Here is a 26,647-nt window from a genome sequence, read left to right as displayed (position 1 = left end):
TTTATTTCTTCATGCAGTGATTGCGCAGATGGGCCGCAAAAAGCTGATACTCGTTGCGGCGGGCAGCATTGGCGCGCCATACCAAAGCCAGCGAACGGTAATTGTGCTGACCTTCATAGGGTACGATGCTGATTTCGCTGCCGCGCGTGACGCCAGCCTTGATAGCGACTTCGGGCAGCAGTGTCACGCCCATGCCGAACTCCACAAGCTGCACCAGCGTCATAATGCTGGTTGCATGAACATCGCCGCCTGTCTGCGTTGGTTTTGAACCGATTGCCGCCATAACGTGTTCACGCAGACAGTGGCCAGTTTCTAGCAGAAGAAAAGGTTGATCTTGAAGATCACTTGCATCGATAAGATCACGATTGGCCAATGCATGATCGCGGCGCACGGCAAGAAAAAACGGGTCCTGACCGATTTCGGAGACTTCAAAGTCATCAAGATCATATGGGTGGGCGACGAGCGCCACATCAAGCGAACCTGAACGCAGACTATCGAGGAGAGTGCGTGTAAGGCCTTCACGTACGCTCAGTTTCAGTTCTGGAAAGGCCTTGGCTGTCGTGGGCAGCACTTTGGGCAGAAGAAACGGTGCTATCGACGGAATGACACCGAGCCGCAAACGCGTAGTCAAAGGCCGCTCTGCCTGACGTGCATGTTCAGGAAGTTCTTCGATCGAGGCAACAATTTCCTGCGCGCGACTGAGAAAGTCTTCTCCAGGTGGCAGCAGTTGCATGCGCCGCCCTGTGCGGTCGATCAGAGTAACGCCGATCTCCGCTTCTAGCGCTTGAATGGCCGCGCTTAACGTGGATTGGGTCACGCCGACGGCTTCAGCGGCGCGAGAAAAAGAGCCTGCTTTCACGAGGGCGATAAAGTAGTGGAGCTGGCGAACGCTGATATTGAGCATAGTGTTGGGCCGAACTTATCCCCATCGTTAAAATCGATGGAATTGATCGTTTTAATCGCTTTGACCGATTGATCTAGAGTGCCTATATATGACTCGCAAGCGGAGAGTTCTGAAACTTCTGAATTTTCTGCATAACAACGAATTTACAGGCAGGTATGAGATGCTCGGTATCGGTGACAAGCTCCCTTCTTTCAAAGTAACCGGCGTAAAGCCAGGCTTCAACTTCCATGAGGAAAACGGCGTTTCGGCTTTTGAAGAAGTCACTGAAGCAAGCTTCGAAGGCAAGTGGAAGGTTATCTTCTTCTACCCTAAGGACTTCACTTTCGTTTGCCCAACAGAAATCGCAGAATTCGCACGTCTGGCCTCGGATTTTGATGACCGTGATGCGGTTGTTCTCGGCGGTTCAACCGACAATGAATTCGTGAAGCTTGCATGGCGCCGCGACCACAAGGATCTGGACAAGCTACCAATCTGGTCGTTTGCTGACACCAATGGTTCGCTTGTTGATGGCCTCGGCGTTCGTTCACCTGATGGCGTTGCTTACCGCTACACCTTCGTTGTCGATCCAGACAACACAATCCAGCACGTTTACGCAACGAACCTTAACGTTGGCCGTGCTCCTAAGGACACGCTGCGCGTTCTCGACGCTCTGCAGACAGATGAGCTTTGCCCATGCAACCGCGAAGTCGGTGGCGAAACGCTCAAGGCTGCTTAATCAGCGTAAAATTGCATGAGACAAGGCGGGTTAAGGCCCGCCTTTTGTTTATCCAGAAATGACATTTGAAGAGGGTTCCATGTCCATCGATGATCTGAAGTCAAAAATCCCAGATTTCGCCAAGGATGTTCGTCTTAACCTTTCGTCCATGGGGAGCGATGAAACACTTACGCCACAGCAGAAATATGGCCTGTTCGTCGCCTGCGGTATTGCCTCGCGTAACGCCGATGTGCGCAAGGCGCTCACTGCCGAAGCAGCAGGTAAGGTTGATGCTACAGTTGTGCAGGCTGCAAAATCTGCAGCATCCATCATGGGTATGAACAACGTTTATTATCGCTTCGTGCACCTGGCCACGAACAAGGAGTATCGCACGCTTCCTGCCAAGCTGCGCATGAACGTGATTGGCAACCCAGGCGTTGACAAGGTCGACTTCGAACTGTGGTCACTGGCCGTTTCGGCAATCAATGGCTGCGGGATGTGCATCGACGCCCACGAAGATGTGCTGCGTAAGGCTGGCGTCTCAACGGAAGCAATCCAGACCGCTGCACGCTTCGCCTCGATCATTCAGTCTGTTGCGATTGCTCTGGAAGCTGCTGACACCGAATAAGGTTAGTCGAGCTTACACTTAAAAGAAAAGCCCGCGTGGATCGCTCCACGCGGGCTTTTTTAATTGCGTTTTAAATATTTTATTGCGAGCGCATCTTATCCGAAAACCGGTTCCCACTTTTCGGGATGCGCTCTTTTATTCGCCGCGCTTGAACGAGATGAATGCAAAGCCGATCAGAGAAATCACGGCGGCAGCAGTCATGTAGTACCCAACATAAGCGAAGCTATAATGAGTTGCGAGCCATGTTGCGATGTAAGGTGCAACTGATGCGCCGAGAATTCCTGCCAAATTGAAGGTAAGCGAAGCGCCAGTATAGCGAACCGAAGTCGGGAATGGTTCAGCAAGAGCCGCACCAATCGGACCATAGGTCAGACCCATCAGGCCGAAACCGAGGATGAGGAAGGCGAGGACGCCAGCTGTTCCGCTGAGGAAGAGCGGAGCCATGAGGAAGCCATAGATACCAATCAGAACAGTGACGATGATCATTACAGGACGCATTCCGTATTTATCGGAAAGCAGCGCTGCGACCGGGATGGTGAGGCCGAAGAAGATCACGCCGATCATCTGCAGAATGAGGAACTGCTCACGGCTATAGCCGAGCGCACGGGTACCCCAACCGAGCGAGAACACGGTCATGAGATAGAACAGAACGAAGGTTGCAACAGCGCCGATGGTGCCGAGAAACAGGCTCGCCTTATGCTTCTTGAAAAGCGTTGCGACTGGAACTTCAACGCGTTCAGCCTTGTCGATAGCCTTCTGGAACTCTGGTGTCTCAGCAATCTTCAAGCGAATGAAGAGGCCGACGCCAACCAACAGGGCACTCGCGATGAAAGGAATACGCCAGCCGAACGACATGAACTGTTCTTCGGTCAGGAGTTCAGCCAAGACTAAGAAAATACCCGTCGCAAGGATGAAGCCAACAGGTGCGCCGAGCTGCGGGAACATGCCGTACCAGGTACGCTTGCCTTCCGGCGCATTTTCGGTAGCCAGCAGAACTGCGCCGCCCCATTCGCCACCAAGGCCAAGGCCCTGACCCAGACGGCAGAGTGCGAGCAGGAGAGCCGCCCAGACGCCGATGGATTCATAAGTTGGCAGGAAGCCGATTGCGACTGTGGAAATACCCATGGTCATAAGCGCTGCAACGAGGGTTGCCTTACGGCCAACCTTATCGCCGAAGTGGCCGAACAACGCGCCGCCAATCGGGCGCGCAAAGAAGGCAATAGCGAAAGTTGCCAAAGACTGGAGCAGCGCCGAGTTACCGTCACTTGCCGGAAAAAAGAGGTGCGGGAAAACGATTACCGCGGCGGTAGCATAAATATAAAAGTCAAAGAATTCGATTGTTGTGCCGATCATGCTCGCGGCCAAAACGCGGCGCGCAGAATTTTTCTTCGGAACAACTGCTTGAGCTACAGTCATTGTTTCATATCCATATTTGTGGGCTGTACGTTTGGGGGGAAAGCCCGAGATATTGCCTTCTTAGTGCCACAAAATACGAAACCGCAAGCTTAAAAGGGCTATCACGTAATTTTATAATTTCGAATGTGCTGTTTTCGAAACAAAATGAATGTTTGAGGTTGTTTCAAGGAAAAGGATCGAGGCCTTTCATTTGCCTTAAGGCAGCCTTAAGCTGAAATTTAGAACATGGAATCACAATGACTGCGCGGGTTTTCAGAAACAGCAATATTGGGATGCGTTTTCGCAAACATTCTGTTTTGGGAATGCCTTCCCGTATGCTGATTGCGCTGTTCTCGTTGCTGTTTCTGGTTTCGACGCAATTTTGTTATGCGATGGCGCATGAGCTGCCACTGACGTCAGCAGTTATTGACTGTCATACGATTGCGCAGGTTGCAAAACATGACGTCGGGCATTCAATGCCGACGGATCATAGCAAGAAGGCATCTGCCGCCTGTGTAATGATGAGCTGTGGCGGCATCATACAGCTTAGCTCCAGCGTTGCGCTGTTCACTCCAGATCACGAATTCGGCCTGCCGCCACGCGTCGCAGCATTGAACAGCAACGACCCCTTCGGCGTGCTACGACCTCCAATACTCAGCCAGTTCTGATCTTCTGAAACGCTGCCGGTTTTTCGGCGGCAATAAGCGCATTTCGAAGGTTTCGATGCGCGTTGATAGAGATTTATCTGGAGAATTATCATGACGAGTATGACTCGCCGTCGTCTTTTGACGCTTGGAGCAAGTGCTGCTGGCTTATCCATCGTCCGGCCATTTGAAGCCTTTGCGCTGGATCCCCATCAGCAGCACATACAGCACGGTACAGCCAACACACAGGCAAAGGCGCCGGCGCTGCCTATTCCGGCTTTGATTGAGCCCGATGCTGCAGGCGTGGTGAAGCTGACTGTCCAGAAGGGACGCCATGCTTTCACCCAAGGCAGCGATGCAACCTCTGCCGGGATAAACGGCACATATCTCGGGCCGATCGTCCGCCTCAAAAACGGCGAAGCTGTTACGCTTTCGGTAAATAACGAGATGGATGAAGACACAACACTTCATTGGCATGGTCTTTTTGTTCCGTCGGTTCTCGATGGCGGGCCGCATAACGTGATTGAGGCAGGCACTAGCTGGGAGCCAAAGGTTACGGTCAAACAGCCTGCTTCGTTCAACTGGTTCCACCCGCATATGCATGGGGACACTGCGCGGCAGGCGCATATGGGAATTGCCGGGTTGATGATTGTCAGCGACGGCAAGGACGGGGACCGCGGCTTGCCTCAAACCTATGGTGTTGATGATATTCCGCTCGTCTTGCAGGATCGCAGGGTGATCGAAGGCGATAAGGTTTATCAGCCTGACATTATGGATCTGATGCATGGCTTTCGCGGCGACAAGCTTATTGTGAATGGCGTTATCGCGCCGCAAGCGCGTGTTCCTGCTTCAGTGGTTCGGTTGCGTATTTTGAACGGAGCAAATGCTCGCAACTTCCACATCCGTCTTAGCGACGACCAGCCGTTGCAAGTCATTGCATCAGATGGCGGCTTTATAAGTACGCTTGATCCGGTTAAACGCCTGACAATCAGTCCGGGCGAGCGCTACGAGGTGTTGGTCGATTTTTCTAAGTCGAAAGATATCCTCGACCTTCTGACAGCCAGTGATGACAGCGGTGGCGATGACCAGCCTTTGATGCAGTTCATCATCGATGATAAAATTGAAGGCGCGATCAAAACCTTGCCGACAAAGCTGGATGGTCCAGAACAGCCCGACGAAAAACTTTCTGTTCGCAGACGCTCATACTTATTTGATGAACGTATGTCGAATAATATGAAGCTTATGATGGGCGGCAAGTCGAGCGATGCTCATGCTGGTCACAACATGGCGACCATGAGCGACCATGATATGCATGGTGGGCGGAGCAATGCCGACACCGGACCTGCGTTGCAGGCTTTAACATCAGGCATTCAGATGGCGATTGCGGAGAAGCCTTTCGACATGAACCGCATCGACGCAGAAGTTAAGCTTGGATCGTGGGAGATCTGGGAGTTGTCAACGAAAGAAATGGCGCATCCATTTCATATTCACGGAGCATCGTTTCGCATCCTGACATTGAACGGCGAAACGCCGCCACTGCACCAATCAGGCTGGAAAGACACGGCGCTGATTAACGGCAAGGCAGAAGTTCTTGTACATTTTGATCGTGAAGCGAAACGCGATCATCCTTTCATGTTCCATTGCCATGTGCTGGAACATGAGGATGTTGGCATGATGGCGCAATTCGTTACGGTTTAAGTTTCAAATGTGCTGCGCGCCGGCCAGACTGGCGCGCAGTTCTTTAAATTTCGAACAATTCGCGCCTCTACGCGTTTACCGCTTATCCCACACCAAATTATAGGAGGAGATAATGCGGTCTCTGATTTTAGCTTCGACTATTGTTCTTGTCGCTGGTCCGACTTTGGCGGAGGGCGTAACCGTCAAAATGTTTGAGGCACTGGAATCCGGCCAAGGTAAGGAAATGGGTACTGTTAAAGTTTCCCAGAGCGCCGATGGTCTTTCTTTCAAAGCAGATTTGAGTGGTTTGCCTGCAGGCGAGCATGGTTTTCATGTTCACGAGAAGGGAAGTTGCGCACCCGCTGAACAAGATGGAAAAATGACGCCGGCGCAAGCTGCTGGCGGCCACTTCGATCCGGATGGCTCAAAACACCACATGGGTCCAGAAGGACATGGTCATATGGGTGACTTGCCGCTTCTGAAAGCCAGTGCGGATGGCAAAGTTAGTGAAACCGTTGTCGCACCTCGTTTGAAATCACTGGATGAAGTCAAAGGTCGCGCATTAATGGTTCACGTTGGTGGTGATAACTATTCCGACAAGCCTAAGCCGCTCGGTGGCGGCGGTGCCCGCTTCGCCTGTGGTGTGATTGAATAAACTCGATCTGATTTTGCGCGCTTTTACCGGCTCTGCCCTAACCCCAGTTCTCGATACGGATTTTTGAGCCGTCCGAGAAACGAGAGATATGGAACGGCGACGGATCGACAACCGGCGTTTCGCCGCTGACCATATCGGCGACCAATCGTCCTGCACCGGGGCCGATGCCAAAACCATGTCCTGAAAATCCTGTGGCGACAATTAACCCGTCGATGCCGGGCATGGGTGAGATTACCGGAATAACATCTGGCATCGTATCGATCAGACCGGCCCATTCCTGTGCGATCGTTGCCGATGCAAAAGATGGTATGGCAGCTTTAAGTTTGGACAGTACTGCTGCATTCGCTGCCCGGTGTGGTTCTGGATCAAGCGTGCGGATTTTTTCAAACACCGAGACCTGATCTGCCGGACGGAGCTTCCATTGGAAACATTCTTCAAAAAAGCGTTGACCGAAACGGAAACGCAGGGATTTCCATTCTGTTGAGAGCGACGGAAGGAAGTCACGGAAGAAACGAAAACTGTCAGGCACAATGTCGGCAATAGAGCCCCCAAGGCTCGCAACCGTATAGCCACCATCAAGTCGCTTGCGCAGTGCGAAGTCCGAAAATGCGATTGCCGGTTCAACGCCACTCTCGATAGACGACGTACGGAAGACGGACGAGCGCACTTTGAGCTGCGGTAGATGGGCATCAAACGACGATATGATCAGTCGTGACCAGGCGCCACCAGCAACGACAATCGCTTCGCAAGCCACGCGGCCTTTTTCAGTCAAGACGGCTGACACACGTCTATTGGTGGTTTCGATCCCACGCACGGCACAGTTTTGCAGAATAACTGCGCCGAGTTCCTGCGCCTTGGCCGCCAAAGCAGGGACTGCTTTTTGCGGTTCTGCACGGCCATCGAGCGGTGTGGTCATGCCACCTTTGAGCGACCGGGTTAATCCCGGTGCGAGACTTGCTGCCTGCTGACTGTTTAGCAGGTGTGTTTCGATGCCGTGTTCGCTGGCAATTTTGATCCACTCTGCGTATCGCTCGACTTCCTCTTCCTTTTCAGCAGTGTAGGCAATGCCGGTGACGCGAAATCCGGTTTCGCGACCAACACGTTCATTCATGCCTTCCCAAAGCCGCATGCTCTCGACAATCAACGGCATTTCGCGACTGTCGCGTCCGGTTCGGCGGCACCAGCCCCAGTTACGGCTTGATTGTTCTCCTGCGATTTCCCCTTTTTCAAACAAGGCAACTGGAATGCCGCGCTCTGCCAGAAAAAGCGCTGTCGATACACCGATCACGCCACCGCCGATGATAGCGACCCTCGATTCCGGCGGCAAATGTTCGGCTGTTGCCACCTTGTCGGTGATCGGCCCCATGATCAGACTCCTGCAATACGAATATGAAATGATTTGTGAGCAGAATTGCGTGATTTGCAAGCCAGTTCAACTGGATAGTGCAGTAATCTATTGCGCTTTAAACGGGGGCTCGACAAATTCCTGACGCGCTTGGTCGTGTTTTATTGGCAAAGTAGTCCAAGTGCATTTATATGCAGATTGTTAGTAACAGGACTCTCGGCCTCATCTATGGATGCACGCACTCTGCAGGATACGATGCTCGATAACGAAACGGCTCCGGCACTGACCCTCTCGGGAATTGGTCGGCAATTTGGAACCGTGCGGGCACTGAACAACATATCGCTGGATGTGCAGCCCGGTGAGATCATCTGTCTGGTTGGGCATTCAGGTTGCGGCAAGACTTCCCTTTTGCGGATTATTGCGGGCATTGATGCACCGGATGAAGGCCAGCTTACAATGGGCGGGCGCGCGCTCGTCGGTCCATCGATCTTCGTTGAACCGGAAAAGCGAAACATTGGTGTGGTCTTCCAGGACTACGCGCTGTTCCCACATCTGACCGTGCGCGAAAATGTGCTGTTTGGTCTGCGCAAGGTTCGCAAGGAACAAGCGCTCAGCCGTGTTGATGAGTTACTCCAACTTGTCGGTCTCACTTCGATGGCGGATCGTTACCCGCATATGTTGTCGGGTGGGGAGCAGCAGCGCGTGGCACTTATTCGGGCTTTGGCACCGAAGCCTGACCTTTTGTTGATGGATGAGCCGTTCTCCAATCTCGATCGCGGCTTGCGCGCGCGCGTGCGTAGTGAGACGATGGCACTGTTGCGCGCACTCGGCACGCCGGTCATTATCGTTACGCATGAGGCGGAAGAAGCGCTTTCAACGGGCGACCGTGTTGTCCTGATGCGCTCTGGCGAAATCGTGCAGCAAGGCTCTGCCCGTGATCTCCATAATTGTCCGAACTCTCGCTATGCAGCCGATTTCTTCTGCGACTTCAATGCGGTTGAAGGTAGTGTTCGCGGCGAAATGATTGAAACGGTGCAGGGTGTCTTTAATGCTCCGGCCGACTTCGCAAGTACCGGCGAAGTTCTCATTTATATCAGACTGCGCGACATTGAGATTCTGCCTGATGCTACTGCGGGCGCTTTAAGCGGACAGATCGAAACACGGATCTATCTAGGTGAAACCGAAGAGTTGCTAATCCGCCTTGACGGAAGCGAGCAGTGTCTGCGTGTGCGAACCGACCATCATGTTCCGGTAAGCGTTAATTCGGTTTTCCTTCGAATAAATTGGAGCAGAGCGCTGGTTTTTGCAAAATAATGAGTAAACAGGTCATATTTAGAGTGCCGCGCAATTGACCCTGCAAAACCGAGTTATTATATTCCAATTGCATACCATATAGTTCCAAATGAACCATATTTTTTCGGAGGTAAAATGCCCAAGATCGCGCGTGCTGGACTTGCACTCATGGCTGCGACGTTTCTCTCAGGTGCTGCAAATGCAAATGAGATTAATATTTACACGACGCGTGAGCCAGGCCTGATTCAGCCTTTGCTTGACGCCTATAAGGAAAAGACGGGCACCACCGTCAATACCGTTTTCCTTAAGGATGGTCTTGCTGAGCGTGTAGCTTCCGAGGGCGAAAAATCTCCCGCCGATATTCTGATGACGGTCGATGCAGGCAATCTGGTTGACCTCGTGGACAAGGGCCTTACCCAGCCGATCGATTCCCAAGCTCTGAAGGACGCAATCCCTGAGCAGCTCCGCGATGCAAATGGCAACTGGTTTGGTCTTTCGATGCGCGCGCGCGTTGTTTATGCCGCCAAGGATCTGGAACTCGACAAGATCACCTATGAGGAACTGGCGGATCCGAAGTGGAAGGGCAAGATCTGCATTCGCGCTGGTCAGCATCCATATAATACGGCCCTGATCGCCGATTACATCGCTCATCACGGCGCAGAAAAGACCGAAGAGTGGCTGACTGGCCTCAAAGCCAATCTGGCACGCAAGGCAGCCGGTGGTGATCGTGATGGCGCCAAGGACATTGTCGGTGGTATCTGCGATATTGCAGTTGCCAACTCTTATTATGTTGGTTTGATGCGCTCGGGTAAGAGCGGTGACGAACAGAAGGCATGGGGCGACGGCATCAAGGTCATTCTCCCAACCTTTGCTGATGGCGGCACCCAGGTGAATATCAGCGGCGCATCTGTTGCCAAGAACGCTCCGAACAAGGACGAAGCCGTCAAGCTTCTCGAATATCTTGCTTCGGACGAAGCCCAGCAGCTCTATGCAAAGGCCAACTACGAATACCCGGTCAAGGCAGGCGCACCGGTTGATCCAATTGTTGAATCCTTCGGCGAACTGAAGATCGATACTGTTCCGCTTTCGGAAATCGTCAAGCATCGCAAGCAGGCCAGCGAGCTGGTCGACAAAGTCGGCTTTGATAACTAAAAGCGGATTATCCCTGTAAAAATAACGCCGGTGCAAAACTATTGCGCCGGCGTTATAATATGAAGGTCGACCAGAGTGCCGGAACCTGTGCAAGCCGCGTCATCATCCATACGTTTTCGTACCCGTTCGGGGCGTGGCTGGTTGTGGCTTTCAGGATTGATTGCGCTGCTGGTCTGCCTGCCGGTGCTTGCACTGGTTACCGAAGCGGTTCGCGGCTCATCCGGCCTGTGGAGCCATCTTTTTTCGACGATCTTCGCGACAGCTTTTACTGATACGATCATTCTTCTGGCAGGCGTTGGGCTTATCACTGCATTTGTCGGCACGTCTGCAGCATGGCTGGTGACGGCTTATGATTTCCGTGGACGCGGTGTACTGGAATGGGCGCTTTTGCTGCCCTTAGCGGTGCCGACCTATATCATCGCCTACGCATATCTTGATATTTTGCATCCGATCGGCCCGATACAAAGCGCGATCCGCTTTGTGCTGGGTTATGAAACGCCTCGTCAGTTTCGCTTGCCGGATATAAGATCAATGACGGGCTGCATAATCCTGCTCGGTTTTGTACTTTATCCTTATGTTTATATACCAACACGCGCCATGTTCCTCACGCAGTCAGCGAGCCTGATTGAAGCAGCACGGACATTGGGCGTCAGCCGCAGAGGAATATTCTGGCGTGTGGCCCTGCCACTCGCACGTCCAGCTGTAGCTGTCGGCGTGAGCCTTGCATTGATGGAAACGCTCAACGATGTTGGCGCTGCCGAGTTTCTCGGCGTGCGGACGCTGACAGTTTCGATCTACACAACATGGGTCACGCGCTTTGATCTTCCGGGAGCAGCACAACTCGCCTTGGCGCTATTATTGCTGGTTGTCGCCATTGTATCAATTGAGCGATGGGCGAGGCGGAAACAGCGCTTCTCTTCCAATATCCGCCACTCGCGCGGCTTTGAACCGCTGAAGGTCAGCGGCGTAAAGGGCATTTGGCTGTTCATTATCTGTGCCGTGCCGATCATTATCGGCTTCATCATGCCCGCGACCTATCTCCTCATTGAAGCAGTCAAGCGGATGCGCTTTGCCGGTATCTCACCTCGTCTGGCGGGTGAAGCATTCAACACCGTCATGCTGGCATCTGTCGCAACCATTCTAGTGCTTCTGTTTGGCATGATGGTGGCCTATGCGATGCGGCTGTTTCCGGGCACGGCTTCACGTTGGTTCTATCGCTTGTCGACCATGGGCTACGCTGCCCCCGGAACAGTGATTGCCATTGGCATCATGATTGTGTCCGGTGCGGTTGACCGTTTTTTCGATCAGGTGTTCAGCACGTTTTTCGGCCTCTCCACGGGAATACTGCTGATCAGTACCGGCGCCGCTATCGTCTATGCTTATGTAGCACGCTTTCTGGCTATATCTGCGGGCGGCATCGATGCCGGTCTTGAGCGCATCCCGCAATCGCTCGATCAAGCCTCTCGTACCCTTGGTCGTGGCGTGACTGCTACATTCTGCCAGGTGCATCTGCCGCTATCAAAGACGGCCATTGTTGCCGCTGGTCTGCTGGTTTTTGTCGATTGCGTTAAGGAGCTGCCTGCCACGCTTTTATTGCGCCCGCTTAATATCGAGACTTTTGCCACACATCTTTACGGCGAGGCCGCACGCGGAACCTATGAAGAGGCTTCGGTTGCTGCACTTGCAATTGTGGCCGTCGGAATATTGCCGGTCATTCTGCTTTCGCGTGTAGGGCGTCGTTTGGGTGGCGCTCGCGGCTAGTTGCAGAAGTTCTGCAATATCAAATTGTTACAATGTCGTTATGGTTCGCGACTTTAACGTGATACTCGGCATGGTTGACGAAGTTCCATAAATTCAAAAAATGCTGATCTATCAAGGGCTTTTAGGCTTCTGCAGCCTCGCTCTCAGCGGAGATAGGTGAATGTTTTCAACACGATATTTCGCGTGAACGCAATAATATGTGACTGTATTATGAAGTCGTTTTCATGCTTCTACCACAAAGCGAAAGCTCAATGGTCACAATTGAAACAAGACCGCGCAATCTGAAATGCCAATGGCCATGAAGGTCGATGTCAGGATCGCGGAAGGAATGAGATGATGGAAACTATGCTGAATACGCAACAATGGCTTCCGGTCGAGTTGCTGAACATCGGTTTGGCAGCAGCCGTTTTCTTCGCCTGTCTTGTGCTTTCGCTGTGGAAGGCAGTTTTTGACGAACTCAACCCGGTTTTCTGGCGCCGTACCGCCGCTTTTCTTTGGGTGGGCGTTGTTATAGTTGCCTTGAGCACCGGTATTGAAAGCTTTAACTGGCCTCAGATCGTTGGCTGGGTGATGGTTGCTGGCGGCGTGATCGCAACGGCTACCCGTATGGGAATGAGCTATTATCGCCAGTATTCCGCGCATAATGTTCGCCGCACAAAGTTCACAAATCCGCGCTTCTCCGGCCCGCGCGCTACTGGACGGTGATCACCATGTTTGCAAAGACCGTTCAAATGCCTTTGCGGCAACACCGCCCCTATAGCTTGCGCTCTTTCTTTATCCGCGCTTTTGGTTCTGCACGATACCGTAAATATTCGTAGAGCGCGTGCCTGAACGGCAATAGCCCAGAATGGGACCTTCGGCTTCGGCAAGTGCCGAGGCCATTTCATCGACATTCTCCTGCGTCAATTGTCCACCAATGACCGGGATGTAATAGGTCTTGATACCAGCCTTTTCCGCTACCTTTGCAACTTCCGCAAAAGTTGGTTGGTCTGGTCCTTCTTCGCCGTCTGGACGATTGCAGATGATCGTCTGAAAGCCTTCAGCCGCAATATCGCGCACGTCATCCGGCGAAATTTGTCCGGTGACTGAGTAATTGTCGTCGATCTGGCGAATATCCATCGTTTTGCACCTAAAAGATTAGCTGTCGGAAGCGGGAGCTCATCGTCTTGTTCAGACGGTTTGAGGCTTGCAGGTATAGCTTGTTCGCAATGCTTGCCGCAAGGGCATGATGCCGACGCTTAGAGTTTAGGTCCTAGTGGAGTGAAACGAGGATCGATAAGATTACGCTTGAAATGATGGAAATCAGACCGGCTTTCTCAATAACAAGATTATCCAATATTTGAGCTCATTTGTTTCAGTAGGATTAATCCTTCTGTCGCTTCAAAGACATTGAGTAGCTGACGGTAAATGATAAGACAAATCGGAAGTCTTAACGACCATTGACGGAATGCTATGAGGATACCGAAGATCAGCCAGAATATGCCGTGTCTTGCGCGTCGCGAGGCAGGCTTTCATGAAAGTTCTCGCGAGGTTCCAGAAGAGGTGCCGGTCGCCATGAGCTACAATGGCACAACCCATGCTGTCATGCTGGCAACGCCCGTCAATCTCGAAGACTTTGCGGTCGGGTTCAGTCTTACCGAAGGTATCATATCCAACATTTTCGAAATCGAAGATCTGAGCATTGAGATCTTTGAAAAAGGTATCGACGTTCAGATGCGACTGGCTGTTGAGCCGGGCGATGCGCTTACCGCGCGGCGCAGGTTTATGGCCGGACCTGTTGGCTGTGGCTTATGCGGGATCGATTCCATCGACCAGGCTCTGCGGCCATTATCGGCGTTGTCTGCCGACAGTTTACGGTTCAAATCCGGATCGATTGTTGCTGCTATGGGCGCTTTGGGCGGCGCTCAGACTTTGAATGCAGAAACGCGCGCCGTGCATGGTGCGGGGTTCTATGTTCCGGGCGAGGGGCTTTTTGCCGTTCGCGAGGATGTCGGACGACACAATGCTTTGGATAAGCTCATTGGCGCAATGGCGCGTGCTGACCTGCCTGCGGAACAGGGTTTGGTGGCGATTACCAGCCGCGTATCTGTCGAAATGGTGCAAAAAGCCGTTATTCTTGGCGTGCCATTGTTGGCCGCAATTTCGGCACCGACCGCATTGGCAATCCGCACCGCAGATGAAGCCAATCTGACGCTTGTGGCGCTTGTTCGGGGCGACGACTTCGACGTCTATTCGCATCCCGAGCGAATTATATACGGGTAGCCGACCTCGAAAATGCAAGGCCGGCTATGTCGTTTATACGCTGGCTTACACCAGAGCTGCGATACGTGCGCGTTCGCTGACGATCTGTAGCGCTGCATGTGCAGCTTCAACGCCCTTCTTCTTGAAATGGTTGAAGAAGAACTCGTGATGTTCCTTGCTGTCGTGATAATGGTGCGGCGTGAGCGAAACGCTGAGAACCGGAACTTCGGTCTCCAGCTGCACCTGCATCATGCCATTGATAACGGCAGTAGCTACGAAATCATGACGATAAATACCGCCATCGATAACGAATGCAGCACCAACGATTGCCGCATAGCGACCGGTCTTGGCCAGCGTTTTGGCATGAAGTGGAATTTCATAAGCGCCGGGAACATCGAAGACTTCAACTTCGACACTGGTGCCTGTCTTGGCTTCTAGTTCAGCAATGAAGCTCTTGCGCGCTTCGTCGACGATGTCGGCGTGCCAGCGAGCCTGAATGAAGGCGATTTTGAAAGTTGTCTTGTTCGGATAGCTCTGGTTCATAGGTTCCTCACGAAACTAGAATCAGGGCGCACAAAGGAACGCAATCCCGCGCAATAGCCGGGTTTAACGCTCTTTCGCTCTCTTCCATCCGGACTTTAACCGTCGGCTCCGGCATCTCACCGGATCTGCTGACCCTGAAACTATACCTCAAAAGGCGTTTGCTGCAGGCGCTCGCGGGCTCGAAGATCGCTCTTCATACCGCCGGTGGGGAGTTTCACCCCGCCCCGAGAACAAACCCGCACACCATTGTGCGAGCAGCCGAAAAATATGCATTTCAGAGTGCAATGTCCAGTGCGCTCACAGGAAATTTATACTGACGCCAGCGTGCCTTGGCAGCAATTTTTGGCTCATTCTCATAAGGTGGTGAAAGTTTGTCGCCAGAAATATTTTAATCGGACTAAGTCACTATTTTTGCTCTATTATTTAGATAAAAATTTCTGCTTCAGATATCGATGTTACGTGTTATTTCGCTCTTCTCTGTTCAAACCATATTGACACACATCCAGTATCTGAGCCTATGTTAGGGGAACATCTTGTCTTGGGCGAAGGCTTTCGTTCAAAAAAGACAACGTTGTCAATCGCAGGAGGAGCTGCGAGAAACATAGTGGGATGAGGTCTCAAAGCAGATTGAATGCTCTTCTGGATGTGCGGGTCTGAGACTCGCATAACGTCCGACGAAATTTTGTTTTGTAGAGTTCTACGGGAGGTAGACATATGCGTAAATTTTTCAGAGTGGCCGCAATGGGCACAGCTGCCTGTGCAATGCTTGCAGCAATGGCGCCTGTTACAGCCAGCGCTCAGGACAAGCAGAACGTTGAAGTTCTGCATTGGTGGACAGCCGGTGGTGAAGCTGCGGCTCTTGATGTTCTGAAGAAAGACCTCGAAGGTAAAGGTATCAGCTGGACGGATATGCCAGTTGCAGGCGGTGGCGGTACGGAAGCCATGACCGTCCTGCGCGCACGCGTTACTGCAGGCAATGCGCCAACCGCTGTGCAGATGCTCGGCTTCGACATTCGCGATTGGGCAGAGCAGGGAGCGCTTGGTAATCTCGACGAGATTGCTGGCAAGGAAGGCTGGGACAAGGTAATTCCGGCACCTTTGCAGGAATTCGCCAAGTATGACGGTCACTGGATTGCTGCACCCGTCAACGTTCACTCCACCAACTGGATGTGGATCAACAAGGCTGCTCTCGACAAGGCTGGCGGCAAAGAGCCAACCAACTGGGATGAACTCGTAGCCCTCCTCGACAAGTTCAAGGAACAGGGCATAACACCGATTGCTCACGGCGGTCAGCCATGGCAGGACGCTACGATTTTCGACGCTGTTGTGCTTTCTTTTGGTCCTGAGTTCTACAAAAAAGCTTTCGTTGATCTCGATCCAGAAACTCTGGGCAGCGATACGATGAAGCAGGCGTTCGACCGCATGACCAAGCTGCGTTCCTATGTGGACGACAACTTCTCCGGTCGTGACTGGAACCTTGCTTCGGCCATGGTGATTGAAGGTAAGGCTGGCGTTCAGTTCATGGGTGACTGGGCGAAGGGCGAGTTCGTCAAGGCTGGCAAGAAGCCAGGCGAAGACTTTGTATGCATGCGTTACCCTGAAACACAGGGCTCTGTGACCTTCAACTCCGACATGTTCGCAATGTTTAAGGTTGCTGAAGACAAGGTGCCAGCGCAGCTCGAAATGGCTTCGGCCATTGAAAGTCCGGCATTCCAGTCGGCCTTTAACGTGGTCAAGGGGTCGGCTCCTGCACGTACTGACGTGCCTGATACCGATTTTGACGCTTGCGGCAAAAAGGCCATCGCCGACGTGAAGGAAGCTGCAGGGAAGGGCACAATGCTCGGCTCGATGGCTCACGGCTATGCAAATCCGGCTTCCGTAAAGAACGCGATATATGACGTTGTGACCCGACAGTTCAATGGCCAGCTTTCTTCTGAAGACGCTGTCAAGGAACTGGTCTCCGCGGTTGAAGGCGCGAAGTAAGCAAAAGCGAGCGCCCGGCACTTCCGGGCGCTCTCCTTTCAAGCATGACAATTCATTGAACTATCGGCGGATTTTTCGCCTGAACAATTCATTGCAATGAACGGCAGACAATACAGCCGTTGAAACAATAGCCCGCATCAACAGCGCCGCAATTGAACGGCACCGGGTGCGCAGCGCAGAAATGGGTGGCGCAAATATGCAGCGTAACAGACGACTACAGGAACTCGTGCCCAAGCTGGTATTGGCACCGAGCTTTCTCATCGTCCTCGTCTTTGTCTATGGATTCATCATTTACACGGGCGTTCTTTCCGTCACCAACAGCCGAATGCTGCCTTCCTATGGCTTTGTCGGTCTGACGAATTACGAAAAACTGTGGGCCTTGCCGCACTGGTGGCGTGCTGTCACCAATCTCGCGATCTTCGCATCGCTCTACATCATCATTTGTTCGGTTATAGGCCTGTTTCTGGCCATTCTGCTCGATCAGAAGATCCGCGGCGAAGGCTTCCTGCGCCCGATCTATCTTTATCCGATGGCGCTTTCATTCATCGTGACGGGCACGGCATGGAAATGGTTCCTCGATCCGGGCATTGGGCTTGAACACACGATGAGGCTATGGGGCTGGGAAGGCTTCACCTTTAACTGGATCAAAAGCAACACGATGGCGATCTACTGCCTTGTGATAGCGGCTGTGTGGCAGTCGTCCGGCTTCGTCATGGCAATGTTCTTGGCAGGTCTGCGCGGCGTCGATAATGAAATCATCAAAGCTGCTCAAATCGACGGTGCTTCGACCAGCACGATTTATCGTCGCATTATCATCCCCTTGATGCGTCCGGTATTTTTGTCGGCTTTCGTGGTATTGGCTCATCTTGCAATCAAGGCCTATGATCTTGTGATTGCGCTCACCGGCGGCGGGCCGGGGCAGGCGACCGAGTTGCCTGCGACCTTCATGTATTCCTACACATTTACACGAAATCAGATGGGTATTGGTGCCTCGTCGGCAATCATCATGCTGGTGATGATCTTCTCAATCATCATTCCGTATCTTTATTCTGAAATTCGTGGAGGGTCGCGTTCATGAGTGCTCAGACCCAGGAAAATGCGATCAACAGCGGCAAGCTCACGCGTGCCCTGATCTATTCCGCACTGCTGCTGTTTGCGATCTACTACCTGTTGCCGCTCTATGTGATGCTGGTGAACTCGTTCAAGCCGCTGGATGAAATCCGTCAGGGCGGTATGCTAGGCCTGCCGCAGCAATGGACGATTGAGCCGTGGCTTTCGGCCTGGTCAACCGCACAGATTGGTGTGCAGCCAACCGGCCTCAAGCCGTTCTTCATCAACTCGATTCTGATGGTCGTGCCTGCGGTTGCGATTTCAACGATTGTCGGCGCATTGAATGGTTACGTGCTGACGAAATGGCGGTTCCGTGGCTCCAACATCTTCTTCGGGTTGCTGCTTCTTTCATGCTTCATTCCGTTTCAGATTGTGCTGATCCCGATGGCGCGTGTGCTCGGTATGCTCGGCATTGCTGGTACGATCTGGGGCCTGATCCTCGTCCATGTGGTCTATGGTATCGGCTTTACGACGCTCTACTTCCGCAATTATTACGAGGCGTTCCCGACTGAACTGGTGCGCGCAGCACAGATCGATGGCGCGAGCTTCTTCCAGATTTTCTGGCGCATTCTCCTGCCGTCGTCAGGCCCGATCATCGTTGTGTCGGTCATCTGGCAGTTCACCAATATCTGGAACGACTTCCTTTTCGGTGCTTCCTTCTCCGGTGCAAATTCAACGCCGATGACGGTGGCATTGAACAACCTCGTTTCCTCCTCCACAGGCGTCAAGGAATATAACGTCCATTTCGCAGCCGCTATTCTGGCCGCTTTTCCGACGTTGATCGTTTACATCGTTTCCGGGCGCTACTTCGTGCGCGGCCTGATGTCCGGTGCCGTTAAGGGATAAGTCTCATATGTCATTTCTGAAAATTAGCGATCTCTACAAATCATACGGCAGTGTTTCGGTCTTGAAGGACATCAATATCGAAATCGAAGAAGGCGGCTTTCTGGTCCTCGTCGGTCCTTCAGGTTGCGGCAAGTCTACGTTGCTCAACACGATTGCCGGTCTTGAGCCAATTACGTCGGGCGATATTTCGATCAATGGCCGCTCGGTATCAGGCCTGCATCCATCGCAGCGCGATATCGCGATGGTATTTCAGTCCTATGCGCTTTATCCAAACATGACAGTTGGTGGTAATATCGCCTTCGGCATGGAAATTCGTAAAGTGCCAAAGCCTGAGCGCGACAAGGCCATTCAGGAGGTAGCCGATATTCTGCAGATCGGCCATCTTCTTGATCGGAAGCCGAGCCAGCTTTCCGGCGGTCAGCGTCAGCGCGTTGCGATGGGGCGAGCGCTTGTTCGCAATCCGCAGGTCTTCCTGTTCGATGAACCATTGTCCAATCTGGACGCGAAGCTGCGCGTGGATATGCGTACCGAAATCAAGCGTCTGCATCACCGAATGAAGACGACAATTGTTTATGTGACGCATGACCAGATCGAGGCCATGACGCTTGCAACCAAGATTGCAGTCCTCAAAGACGGGATTTTGCAGCAATTCGGTACGCCTGCCGAAATTTACAACAATCCGGCCAATATGTTCGTTGCTGACTTCATGGGCTCTCCTGCGATGAACCTGCTCAAAGCCAATGTCGAAAAGAATGGCTCGGATTTTGCGATTACGCTCACACAGGGCGAGGGCGAGGCTCTGAAGTTGCCGCTGAAGGTTGCCCCCGGGAGCCTTGGCGATTTTGTAGGGCAGGAAGTGATCTTCGGTATCCGCCCGGAAGCGCTGACAGATCCGGATGGTGCTGATCGCAATGCAAGCTCGGTTGTGGAAGGGGATTGCCTTATTGATGTGGTTGAACCGGCTGGTTCCGACACTTTCGCGGTGACGCGGATTGGTGGAAAGCAAGTAGTCGCGCGCCTTCGTGCGGATGCACGCATCGCGGCTGGTCAGCGTTCACGCTTGGCTTTCAATCTCGACAAGGCCGTGTTCTTCGACCAGAAAACACAAGCGCGTATTCTTTAGAGCGGTTTTAGCCAATACTGAACCATAGGAACCGCTCTATCTATTCGTTTTACGCGCATCTTATTCCGAAAACTGCTTCGCACTTTTCGGGATGCGCTTGAAGCCGAGTGGATAGTTAGCAATCTATTGGAATAGCCTCGAATGATTATAGGTTTACTTTCCAGTGCATGTTTTTGAACCAGAGGTCAAAATATGCGCTGGAAGTCGAGCTTGCTAGTCATGGCACTGATCGTTGGAGGAGGTGACGTCGGCCATGCCGAGGAGATGAACCCGTTCGATGAATTGAAACACAACCTATTCGCAGGAAAAAGAACAACGTCTGTCTTACGATTGGATAAATGCGAGCAGATTTCGGGCGAGACGATTAAATCCAAAAATATCGACGGTGGTTTTGTTATCGATGCATTCATGAGCTTGCGTGAACCCCAACAGGCGATTGTTTATTCCAACACACATCAAACCGTCGCCATGGACGGGAAACCGATTTTCGAATTTATTCGTTATCGAGTGCTGCCGGATAAAACGGCTACTGTCTCGATGAAGATCTTCTCAGCCAAAACGCATGAAGAAATCGGCAAAGGTGAAACGTTCAAGTGCGAATTAGGTGAGGGACTAAGTTTTGCTTATCAGCCAAGCAATTGGCGTTGGTAAAAGATCGGACTTCGATCATTGAGGCTCAAATGAAAAGGGTGCTCCCAAACTCGGGAACACCCTTTTTCATGCTTGCCTGGAGGGCAAAATTCTATTTTGCGGATGCCGCGTCTAGCGCAGGAAGTCCAGCCCAAGAAGACCAATTGCCAGTGCGGTGTTTAGTGAAATGATCATCATTCCATAAACGAGCGCTGTTCTAGTAATGTCATTCATTTTCTACCTCCTTGAACCACGACGCCTCCACATCGGATTCTAAAGCTCGAGAACTGTAACGAAATGTAACAGCCTGTTACGGGTAACGCAACCCATTTTACGTAAATGTGAACGAATGTAACGCTGCGTGAGATGTCATGAGATGGGTCGGCAACTCTCAAATCTCAAGACAGTCACCGTATTGTGACGGCGAATTAACTGGAAAAATTCGGACGGACGCTACATAAAGCGGGAGCTATAATCGACTGGCAAAGTCGTGTTTAATTCTCTGCTTTTATTCGGATTTTCACTGTGAACCGGATCGTTCCTCTCGTACTGGCAATTGCTCTTTTCATGGAGCAGATGGATTCGAATGTTATTTCAACATCGCTTCCTGCTATTGCCGCTGATATCGGCACCAGCCCCATCGCATTAAAACTAGCATTGACGGCCTATCTCGTGGCGCTTGCGGTTTTCATTCCCGTCAGCGGCTGGATGGCGGACCGATTCGGGGCGAAGAATGTTTTTCGTGCAGCGATTGCGGTTTTCGTTGTCGGTTCGGTCGCCTGTGCCGCATCGAATTCACTATCAGCGTTTGTTGTCTCGCGTTTTCTGCAGGGCATGGGCGGCGCGATGATGACGCCAGTCGGACGACTTGTGCTTATTCGTTCAACGCCCAGAAGTGAACTTGTGTCGGCTATGGCCTGGCTGACGATCCCCGCAATGGTTGGCCCTTTAGTCGGGCCACCAGTGGGCGGCTTCATCACGACCTTTTTCTCGTGGCACTGGATATTCCTAATCAATGTTCCGATTGGTTTAATCGGCATCTGGTTTGCAACGCGCTTTCTGCCGGATAATGACGAGAGGATCGTCAAGCCGCTTGATTGGCCGGGTTTCTTTTTGTCGGGCATCGCGATGTCGGGTGTGGTGTTTGGGCTGTCAGTTGTCAGTCTTCCCGCACTTCCGCCGGTCATAGGGCTTGTCACTGTAGCAGTCGGCCTTATCAGCTCGGCGCTTTATATATTTCACGCACGGCGAACGATTGATCCGCTGCTGAACCTGAAACTCTTTGATAATCAGGTTTTCCGCTCGGCTGTTTTTGGTGGTAGCGTCTTCCGGCTTGGGATTGGCGCCATCCCCTTTTTGTTGCCGCTCATGTTCCAGCTTGGTTTCGGCATGACGCCGTTCCAATCAGGTATGATGACATTTGTCTCGGCAATCGGTGCCATCAGCATGAAGTTCGGAGCGAAGCGAGTATTCAATCTGTTCGGTTTCCGGCGCACGCTTATGTATGGTTCGCTGATTTCTGCCGGGTTTATTGCAGCAAATGGCTTGTTCTTCCCTGAAACGCCTTATGGCGTTATTGTTGGGTTCCTGCTGATCGGTGGGTTCTTCCGCTCGATGTTCTTTACGGGCGTCAATGCTCTAGCTTTTGCTGAAATCCCCGATGACAAAACCAGTCAGGCAACGCCAATCACAGCGGTTGCGCAGCAAGTTTCGATTGCGCTCGGTGTCGCCATGGCGGGTGGAATTCTGGAAATCAGTACTGGCCTTCGCGGAGCTTCGTTGCAGCTCGCAGATTTTCATGTTGGCTTCTTCGTTGTTGCAGCGGTGTCTGCGACGGCGTTCTTCTGGTTTGCAAAGCTTGCACCAGATGCCGGGCATGAACTTTCAGGCCCGAAAGCTACCAAGTCAAAGAGCAAGGAACGGACTGCACTCGAAGTCGCGGATTCAGCAAACGGCAAATAAAAAAGCGGCTTTGAAGCCGCCCTTTCTCATTCTGATATATCCCGATAACTAGCCTTTAAAATCGCGAGCGAGCAGATAAAGCTCGACGGATTCTGCGCGCGATGCAGGCGGTTTGATATGATGCACTGAGCGGAACTTCTGTTTCAGCATAGCAAGCAGATCGTTTTCGGTGCCGCCCTGGAATGTTTTAGTTAGGAAATGGCCGCCGGGTTTGAGCACGGAAACAGCAAAATCAGCTGCGACTTCACAAAGATGCACAGTGCGCAAATGATCTGTGCGGCGATGACCCGTCGTCGGTGCAGCCATGTCAGAGATCACGAGATCTGGCTTATCGCCAAGTGCTTCCATAAGCTTTTCAGGTGCTGATTCATCGAGAAAGTCCATCTCAAGCAAAATGACACCTGCCAGCGGATCAACATGCAGATAGTCGATGCCGACAACCTGCGGGTTCTCATCTGTCGAACCGACGATCTTGGCCGCGATCTGCGACCAGCCGCCCGGAGCTGCGCCAAGATCGATAATACGTTGGCCTTTCTTCAGCAGATTATAGCGGTCGTTGATTTCGATCAGCTTATAGGCCGCACGCGAGCGATAGCCATCCTGCTTTGATTTGTGAACGTAAGGATCGTTCAGATGGCGTTCCAGCCAACGACGCGAGGATTCCTTAATCGTTCCGGCTTTCTTCTTCACACGAACGCGAAGATTGCTTGTGCCCGCGCCGCCGCGTCCGCCGGTTTTCGTGCCGCCTTTGTTTCCGCCTGCTTTGCTCATCTTCAATGCCTGTTTCTTACGTCGGTTTTACCGCCAGTTTTGGCAGTATGGGCGCGGTTATGGCGCCAGGCACCGTCACGCGACATGAGTTCCGTTAATATGCCTTCGCGCAATCCGCGATCGGCAACCAGTAGTTTTTCACTCGGCCATACATTGCGTATGGCGTCAAGAATGGCACAGCCTGCCAAAACAAGATCAGCACGGTCGGCGCCAATACAAGGATTAGCAACACGAGCGTCAAAATCCCAAGACAGCAGACGTTGGGTCATCTGTGTTACGTCATTCGAGCCCATCCACATACCATCGACGCGGCGGCGATCATAGCGTTCGAGTCCAAGATGGATGCCGGCGAGTGTCGTCACAGTGCCTGACGTTCCAAGCAGGTGAAACCGTGATCCCTCAGTAAGCTTGCCAAGACAATGACGCTCGGCAAAGCCTGAAAGCAGCTCAGTGACATGGTCAACCATGGCGTCAAAGCTTTCCGGCGTAACATTGCGTCCCCCGAAGCGTTCCGCCAGCGTGACGACGCCGACGGGCAGGGAGGTCCATGCGGTAATGTGTTCTGCAAGACGTGGAGAACGACGCTGTGATACGTCGATGAGCGCGATTTCAGACGAACCGCCGCCAATGTCAAACAAAACAACGGCGTCGGTTTCACGCGTTACAAGCGTGCCGCAGCCCGAAACTGCTAGACGTGCTTCTGTCTGACGATCGATAATCTCAAGCTCAAGCCCCGTTTCATCACGAACGCGCGCCAGAAACGCGTCGCCATTTTGCGCTGCACGGCAGGCTTCGGTAGCGACTAGGCGAGCACGTCTGATCTTGCGTGCGGCAAGCTTATCATGACATATTTTGAGCGCTTCTATGGCACGATCCATGGCGTGCTCACCCAGACGCCCAGTGGAGCTAAGACCTTCACCAAGACGAACGATACGTGAGAAGGCATCTACGACGCGAAACTGTCCTGGACGCGTTGGTGACGCGATCAACAGGCGACAATTGTTGGTTCCGAGATCGAGCGCCGCATAAAGCGGGGCTTCGTGTGCACTGATGCGCGGTTGTTGCGATCCGGATTGACTACGCTTGGCTTGAGGTGTCTGACTATAATCAGAGCGTGCAGGGGCGTTCTGTGACTTTGCCGTGTTATCGGTGTGAAGAGTGACGCTGCTTTGTTGAAGAGCTTGTTTCTTCTTGCGCGCACGACGGCGACGATTCGATAGCTTCCCGGAAGGCTTGCCGTCCGAGGGCTTTTCGTTTGCGGAGGTCTCAGCAGAAGCAGTCTTTTGCGCTTGGCTCTCTGGACCACGAGCCATTTTCCCGCGGTTGCGCCTGCGCGCACGCTTCCTCTGGCTTTGAGAGCCTTTACTTTCAGTGTCTGAGCGTCCTGAATCGGAGGCTTGCGTGGCCTTGCCGACTTCTGAAACAGCGTTCTTGCGCGGTTTGCGCTTGCCGTTTTCGGACGGATTCCGGGTCTTTGAATTGCCCGCTAGTCCGCCGGACGCCCCTTGTTGCGCCATTCCTGCAGGGCGCTCCTCGGGGTTCTTCAAGGTTCTTATCCTTATGGCGCCGCGCGAGCCTAAAAGGACGCAATCAAGGCGCTTCAATTTTTACGTTGCCCCTAATGTAACAGTGCTTTGGACATTTACCAAGGGGCGGGCCCGGAACAGCCGTTGGAAAATTGATAAAACACCAGTGATATTAGTAAGACAGATATAAATAAGGGCTCTTGCAATATGCAAAAGCCCTTCATCACTAACAGAAACGACCGGATATTTTCCTATATGTCGTAGGTATGAGCTGCGTTAATTGTAGCAACAAACTGTTTTGTGCGGTCGCGTTTAGGATTTGCGAAAACGTCGTGAGCGCTGCCTGTCTCAACGATGTTGCCTGATTCCAGGAATACGACATTCTGCGCGATCTTGGAGGCGAGGCGTAAATCATGTGTCGCAATGACCATGGTCGTGCCTTCTTTTGCAAGCTTGCTCAAAACGTCGACCACTTCGGACGCAAGTTCCGGATCAAGTGCTGAGGTGGGCTCGTCACAGAGAAGGACACGCGGCGACGGCGCGAGTGCGCGGGCGATAGCAATACGCTGCTGTTGTCCGCCCGATAGTGTTGAGGGCCATGCATCTGCTTTATGAGCCATGCCGACCTTCGTCAGAAGTTCCATCGCACGTTCCTGGGCCTTTGCCTTTGGCCATTTCAAGACTGTAACCAGACCTTCCATCACATTCTGTATCGCTGTCTGATGCGGGAAAAGCTGGAAGTTCTGGAACACCATGCCTGTTTGGCGACGGATCGACTGCACTGATTGCCAGCTTGGCTTGCGATCAGCGACGAGCGTAATGCTTTGGCCGCCTAACACCAGTGTTCCCGAAGTCGGAATTTCAAGCAGATTGATGCAACGCAGCAGCGTGCTCTTGCCGCCGCCCGATGGCCCGACAAGCGCCGTCACCGTCCCTTCGGCGATCTTCACATTGATATCGTTGAGGATAACAACATTGTCGAAACTTTTGACGATGTGCTGTAGCTCGATCATGCGTTTGTCTCCAGAGTTCCGCCATAGCGACCAAAGCGCTTTTCAAGCCTTGCCTGTAGGTTGGACAGGATCGTGCTGAGCACCAGATAAATCAGTGCTGCTTCTATGTAGAGGATGAGCGGTTCATACGTCGTCGCGACAATGCGCTGCGCTGACTGGAATAGTTCGGGCACGGTGATGGCTGCTGCAAGTGACGTATCTTTCACCAACGAAATAAAGGTGTTGGAAAGCGGCGGGACAGCTGTGCGGGTGGCTTGTGGCAATATGGTGCGTGTAAGCGCCTGACGCCAACTCATCCCAATGGAATAGGCTGCCTCCCACTGGCCTTTTGGTACAGAGGAAATGACTGCGCGAATGACTTCGGAGCTGTAAGCACCCACATTCAATGAGAACCCAATCACGGCAGCAGTGAAGGCGTCAAGATAAATCCCCACACTTGGCAGGCCGTAGAAAATCACGAACAGCTGCACCAGCAAAGGTGTGCCGCGGAAAATCCAGACATAGAACCGAGCAATAGCTGAAACCCACACTGGTGCGAATAAGCGCACAAGCGCGGTTAGCAGTCCAAGCGATAGTCCGAAGATAAAGGATAGAATTGTCAGAGGAATGGTGAACAGCAGTCCAGCCCAAAGCAGGGTGGGCAGGGAATCCGCCATGAGTTGAAACCAATCGGGCACTTGTTCGGTCCTTAGATGGAAGATTCCTGGAGATAGGTGTTCGTTAGATTTCTATATAGCCACAACGAAAGGAA

25 protein-coding genes and 1 riboswitch are annotated in these 26,647 nt (G+C 52.5%); of the genes, 16 read left to right on the top strand and 9 right to left on the bottom strand.

Annotated features, from left to right (window positions below; all coding sequences use genetic code 11):
• Window position 1: 1 nt before the first annotated feature.
• Complete coding sequence (locus KMS41_15555; GenBank protein QWK78932.1) at window positions 2–904, bottom strand: hydrogen peroxide-inducible genes activator; 903 nt, start codon at window positions 902–904, stop codon at window positions 2–4.
• 160 nt (window positions 905–1,064) lie between these two features.
• Here KMS41_15555 and KMS41_15550 point away from each other — a divergent pair, with 160 nt between their 5' ends.
• Together KMS41_15550 and KMS41_15545 are read left to right on the top strand one after the other, a co-directional pair.
• A complete protein-coding gene (locus KMS41_15550) occupies window positions 1,065–1,619 on the top strand; it encodes a peroxiredoxin (GenBank protein ID QWK80276.1) in 555 nt (184 codons plus the stop codon).
• A gap of 79 nt (window positions 1,620–1,698) precedes the next feature.
• The gene (locus tag KMS41_15545; protein ID QWK78931.1) at window positions 1,699–2,226 is read left to right on the top strand and encodes a carboxymuconolactone decarboxylase family protein; all 528 of its coding nucleotides are present in this window, start codon (window positions 1,699–1,701) and stop codon (window positions 2,224–2,226) included.
• Window positions 2,227–2,361: 135 nt separating this feature from the next.
• Here the strand turns inward: KMS41_15545 and KMS41_15540 are convergent, their stop codons facing one another.
• Window positions 2,362–3,642, bottom strand: a complete 1,281-nt coding sequence (locus KMS41_15540) for an MHS family MFS transporter (protein ID QWK78930.1) — start codon at window positions 3,640–3,642, stop codon at window positions 2,362–2,364.
• Window positions 3,643–3,914: 272 nt separating this feature from the next.
• On the opposite strand from KMS41_15540, the gene KMS41_15535 reads away from it, so the two are divergent.
• The 3 genes from KMS41_15535 to KMS41_15525 all read left to right on the top strand — a co-directional run bounded on the left by KMS41_15535 (window position 3,915) and on the right by KMS41_15525 (window position 6,597).
• Window positions 3,915–4,289, top strand: a complete 375-nt coding sequence (locus KMS41_15535) for a hypothetical protein (protein QWK80275.1) — start codon at window positions 3,915–3,917, stop codon at window positions 4,287–4,289.
• Between the two features lie 90 nt (window positions 4,290–4,379).
• Window positions 4,380–5,963 (top strand): multicopper oxidase CueO, encoded by a 1,584-nt coding sequence (cueO, locus tag KMS41_15530; protein ID QWK78929.1) that lies wholly within the window; start codon window positions 4,380–4,382, stop codon window positions 5,961–5,963.
• Window positions 5,964–6,075: 112 nt separating this feature from the next.
• Complete coding sequence (locus KMS41_15525; protein ID QWK78928.1) at window positions 6,076–6,597, top strand: superoxide dismutase family protein; 522 nt, start codon at window positions 6,076–6,078, stop codon at window positions 6,595–6,597.
• Between the two features lie 37 nt (window positions 6,598–6,634).
• Here KMS41_15525 and KMS41_15520 read toward each other — a convergent pair whose 3' ends face one another.
• Entirely contained in the window at window positions 6,635–7,963 is a 1,329-nt protein-coding gene (locus KMS41_15520; GenBank protein ID QWK78927.1) for an FAD-binding oxidoreductase, read from the bottom strand.
• A gap of 207 nt (window positions 7,964–8,170) precedes the next feature.
• Here KMS41_15520 and KMS41_15515 point away from each other — a divergent pair, with 207 nt between their 5' ends.
• From KMS41_15515 to KMS41_15500, 4 genes are all read left to right on the top strand, one after another.
• A complete protein-coding gene (locus tag KMS41_15515; GenBank protein QWK78926.1) occupies window positions 8,171–9,256 on the top strand; it encodes an ABC transporter ATP-binding protein in 1,086 nt (361 codons plus the stop codon).
• Between the two features lie 114 nt (window positions 9,257–9,370).
• Window positions 9,371–10,387 (top strand): Fe(3+) ABC transporter substrate-binding protein, encoded by a 1,017-nt coding sequence (locus tag KMS41_15510; protein ID QWK78925.1) that lies wholly within the window; start codon window positions 9,371–9,373, stop codon window positions 10,385–10,387.
• A gap of 108 nt (window positions 10,388–10,495) precedes the next feature.
• Window positions 10,496–12,148, top strand: a complete 1,653-nt coding sequence (locus tag KMS41_15505) for an iron ABC transporter permease (GenBank protein QWK80274.1) — start codon at window positions 10,496–10,498, stop codon at window positions 12,146–12,148.
• A gap of 333 nt (window positions 12,149–12,481) precedes the next feature.
• Window positions 12,482–12,853: a hypothetical protein gene (locus KMS41_15500; GenBank protein QWK78924.1), complete on the top strand. Its 372-nt coding sequence runs from the start codon at window positions 12,482–12,484 to the stop codon at window positions 12,851–12,853.
• 69 nt (window positions 12,854–12,922) lie between these two features.
• Here KMS41_15500 and KMS41_15495 read toward each other — a convergent pair whose 3' ends face one another.
• Window positions 12,923–13,267, bottom strand: a complete 345-nt coding sequence (locus KMS41_15495) for a TIGR01244 family phosphatase (GenBank protein QWK78923.1) — start codon at window positions 13,265–13,267, stop codon at window positions 12,923–12,925.
• 333 nt (window positions 13,268–13,600) lie between these two features.
• Between KMS41_15495 and fdhD the strand changes: the two genes are divergently transcribed.
• Window positions 13,601–14,410, top strand: a complete 810-nt coding sequence (gene fdhD, locus KMS41_15490; GenBank protein QWK78922.1) for a formate dehydrogenase accessory sulfurtransferase FdhD — start codon at window positions 13,601–13,603, stop codon at window positions 14,408–14,410.
• A gap of 45 nt (window positions 14,411–14,455) precedes the next feature.
• Here the strand turns inward: fdhD and KMS41_15485 are convergent, their stop codons facing one another.
• Window positions 14,456–14,932 (bottom strand): 6,7-dimethyl-8-ribityllumazine synthase, encoded by a 477-nt coding sequence (locus KMS41_15485; protein QWK78921.1) that lies wholly within the window; start codon window positions 14,930–14,932, stop codon window positions 14,456–14,458.
• A gap of 72 nt (window positions 14,933–15,004) precedes the next feature.
• Window positions 15,005–15,168: riboswitch (FMN riboswitch) on the bottom strand.
• Window positions 15,169–15,646: 478 nt separating this feature from the next.
• Between KMS41_15485 and KMS41_15480 the strand changes: the two genes are divergently transcribed.
• The 6 genes from KMS41_15480 to KMS41_15455 all read left to right on the top strand — a co-directional run bounded on the left by KMS41_15480 (window position 15,647) and on the right by KMS41_15455 (window position 22,586).
• Window positions 15,647–16,915 (top strand): ABC transporter substrate-binding protein, encoded by a 1,269-nt coding sequence (locus tag KMS41_15480; protein QWK78920.1) that lies wholly within the window; start codon window positions 15,647–15,649, stop codon window positions 16,913–16,915.
• Window positions 16,916–17,111: 196 nt separating this feature from the next.
• On the top strand, window positions 17,112–17,993 hold the full coding sequence (locus KMS41_15475; protein ID QWK78919.1) for a sugar ABC transporter permease: 882 nt from the start codon (window positions 17,112–17,114) through the stop codon (window positions 17,991–17,993).
• Entirely contained in the window at window positions 17,990–18,871 is an 882-nt protein-coding gene (locus KMS41_15470) for a carbohydrate ABC transporter permease (protein QWK78918.1), read from the top strand. The genes KMS41_15475 and KMS41_15470 overlap by 4 nt, the downstream gene beginning before the upstream one ends.
• A 7-nt stretch (window positions 18,872–18,878) precedes the next feature.
• Window positions 18,879–19,994 carry a sn-glycerol-3-phosphate ABC transporter ATP-binding protein UgpC gene (ugpC, locus tag KMS41_15465; GenBank protein ID QWK78917.1) on the top strand — a complete coding sequence of 372 codons (1,116 nt, stop codon included), beginning with the start codon at window positions 18,879–18,881 and terminating at the stop codon, window positions 19,992–19,994.
• 219 nt (window positions 19,995–20,213) lie between these two features.
• Window positions 20,214–20,645, top strand: a complete 432-nt coding sequence (locus KMS41_15460; protein ID QWK78916.1) for a VirK family protein — start codon at window positions 20,214–20,216, stop codon at window positions 20,643–20,645.
• Between the two features lie 504 nt (window positions 20,646–21,149).
• Window positions 21,150–22,586, top strand: a complete 1,437-nt coding sequence (locus tag KMS41_15455; protein ID QWK78915.1) for an MFS transporter — start codon at window positions 21,150–21,152, stop codon at window positions 22,584–22,586.
• 48 nt (window positions 22,587–22,634) lie between these two features.
• On the opposite strand, the gene KMS41_15450 is transcribed toward KMS41_15455, so the two are convergent.
• The 4 genes from KMS41_15450 to KMS41_15435 form a co-directional block, all read right to left on the bottom strand.
• Complete coding sequence (locus tag KMS41_15450; protein QWK78914.1) at window positions 22,635–23,357, bottom strand: RlmE family RNA methyltransferase; 723 nt, start codon at window positions 23,355–23,357, stop codon at window positions 22,635–22,637.
• A gap of 2 nt (window positions 23,358–23,359) precedes the next feature.
• The gene (locus KMS41_15445) at window positions 23,360–24,874 is read right to left on the bottom strand and encodes a Ppx/GppA family phosphatase (protein ID QWK80273.1); all 1,515 of its coding nucleotides are present in this window, start codon (window positions 24,872–24,874) and stop codon (window positions 23,360–23,362) included.
• Between the two features lie 260 nt (window positions 24,875–25,134).
• A complete protein-coding gene (locus KMS41_15440; GenBank protein ID QWK78913.1) occupies window positions 25,135–25,896 on the bottom strand; it encodes an amino acid ABC transporter ATP-binding protein in 762 nt (253 codons plus the stop codon).
• On the bottom strand, window positions 25,893–26,573 hold the full coding sequence (locus KMS41_15435) for an amino acid ABC transporter permease (protein QWK78912.1): 681 nt from the start codon (window positions 26,571–26,573) through the stop codon (window positions 25,893–25,895). The genes KMS41_15440 and KMS41_15435 overlap by 4 nt, the downstream gene beginning before the upstream one ends.
• Between the last annotated feature and the right edge of the window lie 74 nt (window positions 26,574–26,647).

The organism is Ochrobactrum sp. BTU1 (assembly GCA_018798825.1).
Lineage (GTDB): Bacteria > Pseudomonadota > Alphaproteobacteria > Rhizobiales > Rhizobiaceae > Brucella.
Note: the sequence above shows the minus strand (reverse complement) of the source record. Positions and strands in the feature narration are given on the sequence as shown.

Bases quoted from the DNA above. Each gene is read 5' to 3' on its own strand.
- KMS41_15555 (QWK78932.1), bottom strand. From the start codon at position 904: ATGCTCAATATCAGCGTTCGCCAGCTCCACTACTTTATCGCCCTCGTG.
- KMS41_15550 (QWK80276.1), top strand. From the start codon at position 1,065: ATGCTCGGTATCGGTGACAAGCTCCCTTCTTTCAAAGTAACCGGCGTA.
- KMS41_15545 (QWK78931.1), top strand. From the start codon at position 1,699: ATGTCCATCGATGATCTGAAGTCAAAAATCCCAGATTTCGCCAAGGAT.
- KMS41_15540 (QWK78930.1), bottom strand. From the start codon at position 3,642: ATGACTGTAGCTCAAGCAGTTGTTCCGAAGAAAAATTCTGCGCGCCGC.
- KMS41_15535 (QWK80275.1), top strand. From the start codon at position 3,915: ATGCGTTTTCGCAAACATTCTGTTTTGGGAATGCCTTCCCGTATGCTG.
- cueO (QWK78929.1), top strand. From the start codon at position 4,380: ATGACGAGTATGACTCGCCGTCGTCTTTTGACGCTTGGAGCAAGTGCT.
- KMS41_15525 (QWK78928.1), top strand. From the start codon at position 6,076: ATGCGGTCTCTGATTTTAGCTTCGACTATTGTTCTTGTCGCTGGTCCG.
- KMS41_15520 (QWK78927.1), bottom strand. From the start codon at position 7,963: ATGGGGCCGATCACCGACAAGGTGGCAACAGCCGAACATTTGCCGCCG.
- KMS41_15515 (QWK78926.1), top strand. From the start codon at position 8,171: ATGGATGCACGCACTCTGCAGGATACGATGCTCGATAACGAAACGGCT.
- KMS41_15510 (QWK78925.1), top strand. From the start codon at position 9,371: ATGCCCAAGATCGCGCGTGCTGGACTTGCACTCATGGCTGCGACGTTT.
- KMS41_15500 (QWK78924.1), top strand. From the start codon at position 12,482: ATGATGGAAACTATGCTGAATACGCAACAATGGCTTCCGGTCGAGTTG.
- KMS41_15495 (QWK78923.1), bottom strand. From the start codon at position 13,267: ATGGATATTCGCCAGATCGACGACAATTACTCAGTCACCGGACAAATT.
- fdhD (QWK78922.1), top strand. From the start codon at position 13,601: ATGAGGATACCGAAGATCAGCCAGAATATGCCGTGTCTTGCGCGTCGC.
- KMS41_15485 (QWK78921.1), bottom strand. From the start codon at position 14,932: ATGAACCAGAGCTATCCGAACAAGACAACTTTCAAAATCGCCTTCATT.
- KMS41_15480 (QWK78920.1), top strand. From the start codon at position 15,647: ATGCGTAAATTTTTCAGAGTGGCCGCAATGGGCACAGCTGCCTGTGCA.
- KMS41_15475 (QWK78919.1), top strand. From the start codon at position 17,112: ATGCAGCGTAACAGACGACTACAGGAACTCGTGCCCAAGCTGGTATTG.
- KMS41_15470 (QWK78918.1), top strand. From the start codon at position 17,990: ATGAGTGCTCAGACCCAGGAAAATGCGATCAACAGCGGCAAGCTCACG.
- ugpC (QWK78917.1), top strand. From the start codon at position 18,879: ATGTCATTTCTGAAAATTAGCGATCTCTACAAATCATACGGCAGTGTT.
- KMS41_15460 (QWK78916.1), top strand. From the start codon at position 20,214: ATGGCACTGATCGTTGGAGGAGGTGACGTCGGCCATGCCGAGGAGATG.
- KMS41_15450 (QWK78914.1), bottom strand. From the start codon at position 23,357: ATGAGCAAAGCAGGCGGAAACAAAGGCGGCACGAAAACCGGCGGACGC.
- KMS41_15445 (QWK80273.1), bottom strand. From the start codon at position 24,874: ATGGCGCAACAAGGGGCGTCCGGCGGACTAGCGGGCAATTCAAAGACC.
- KMS41_15440 (QWK78913.1), bottom strand. From the start codon at position 25,896: ATGATCGAGCTACAGCACATCGTCAAAAGTTTCGACAATGTTGTTATC.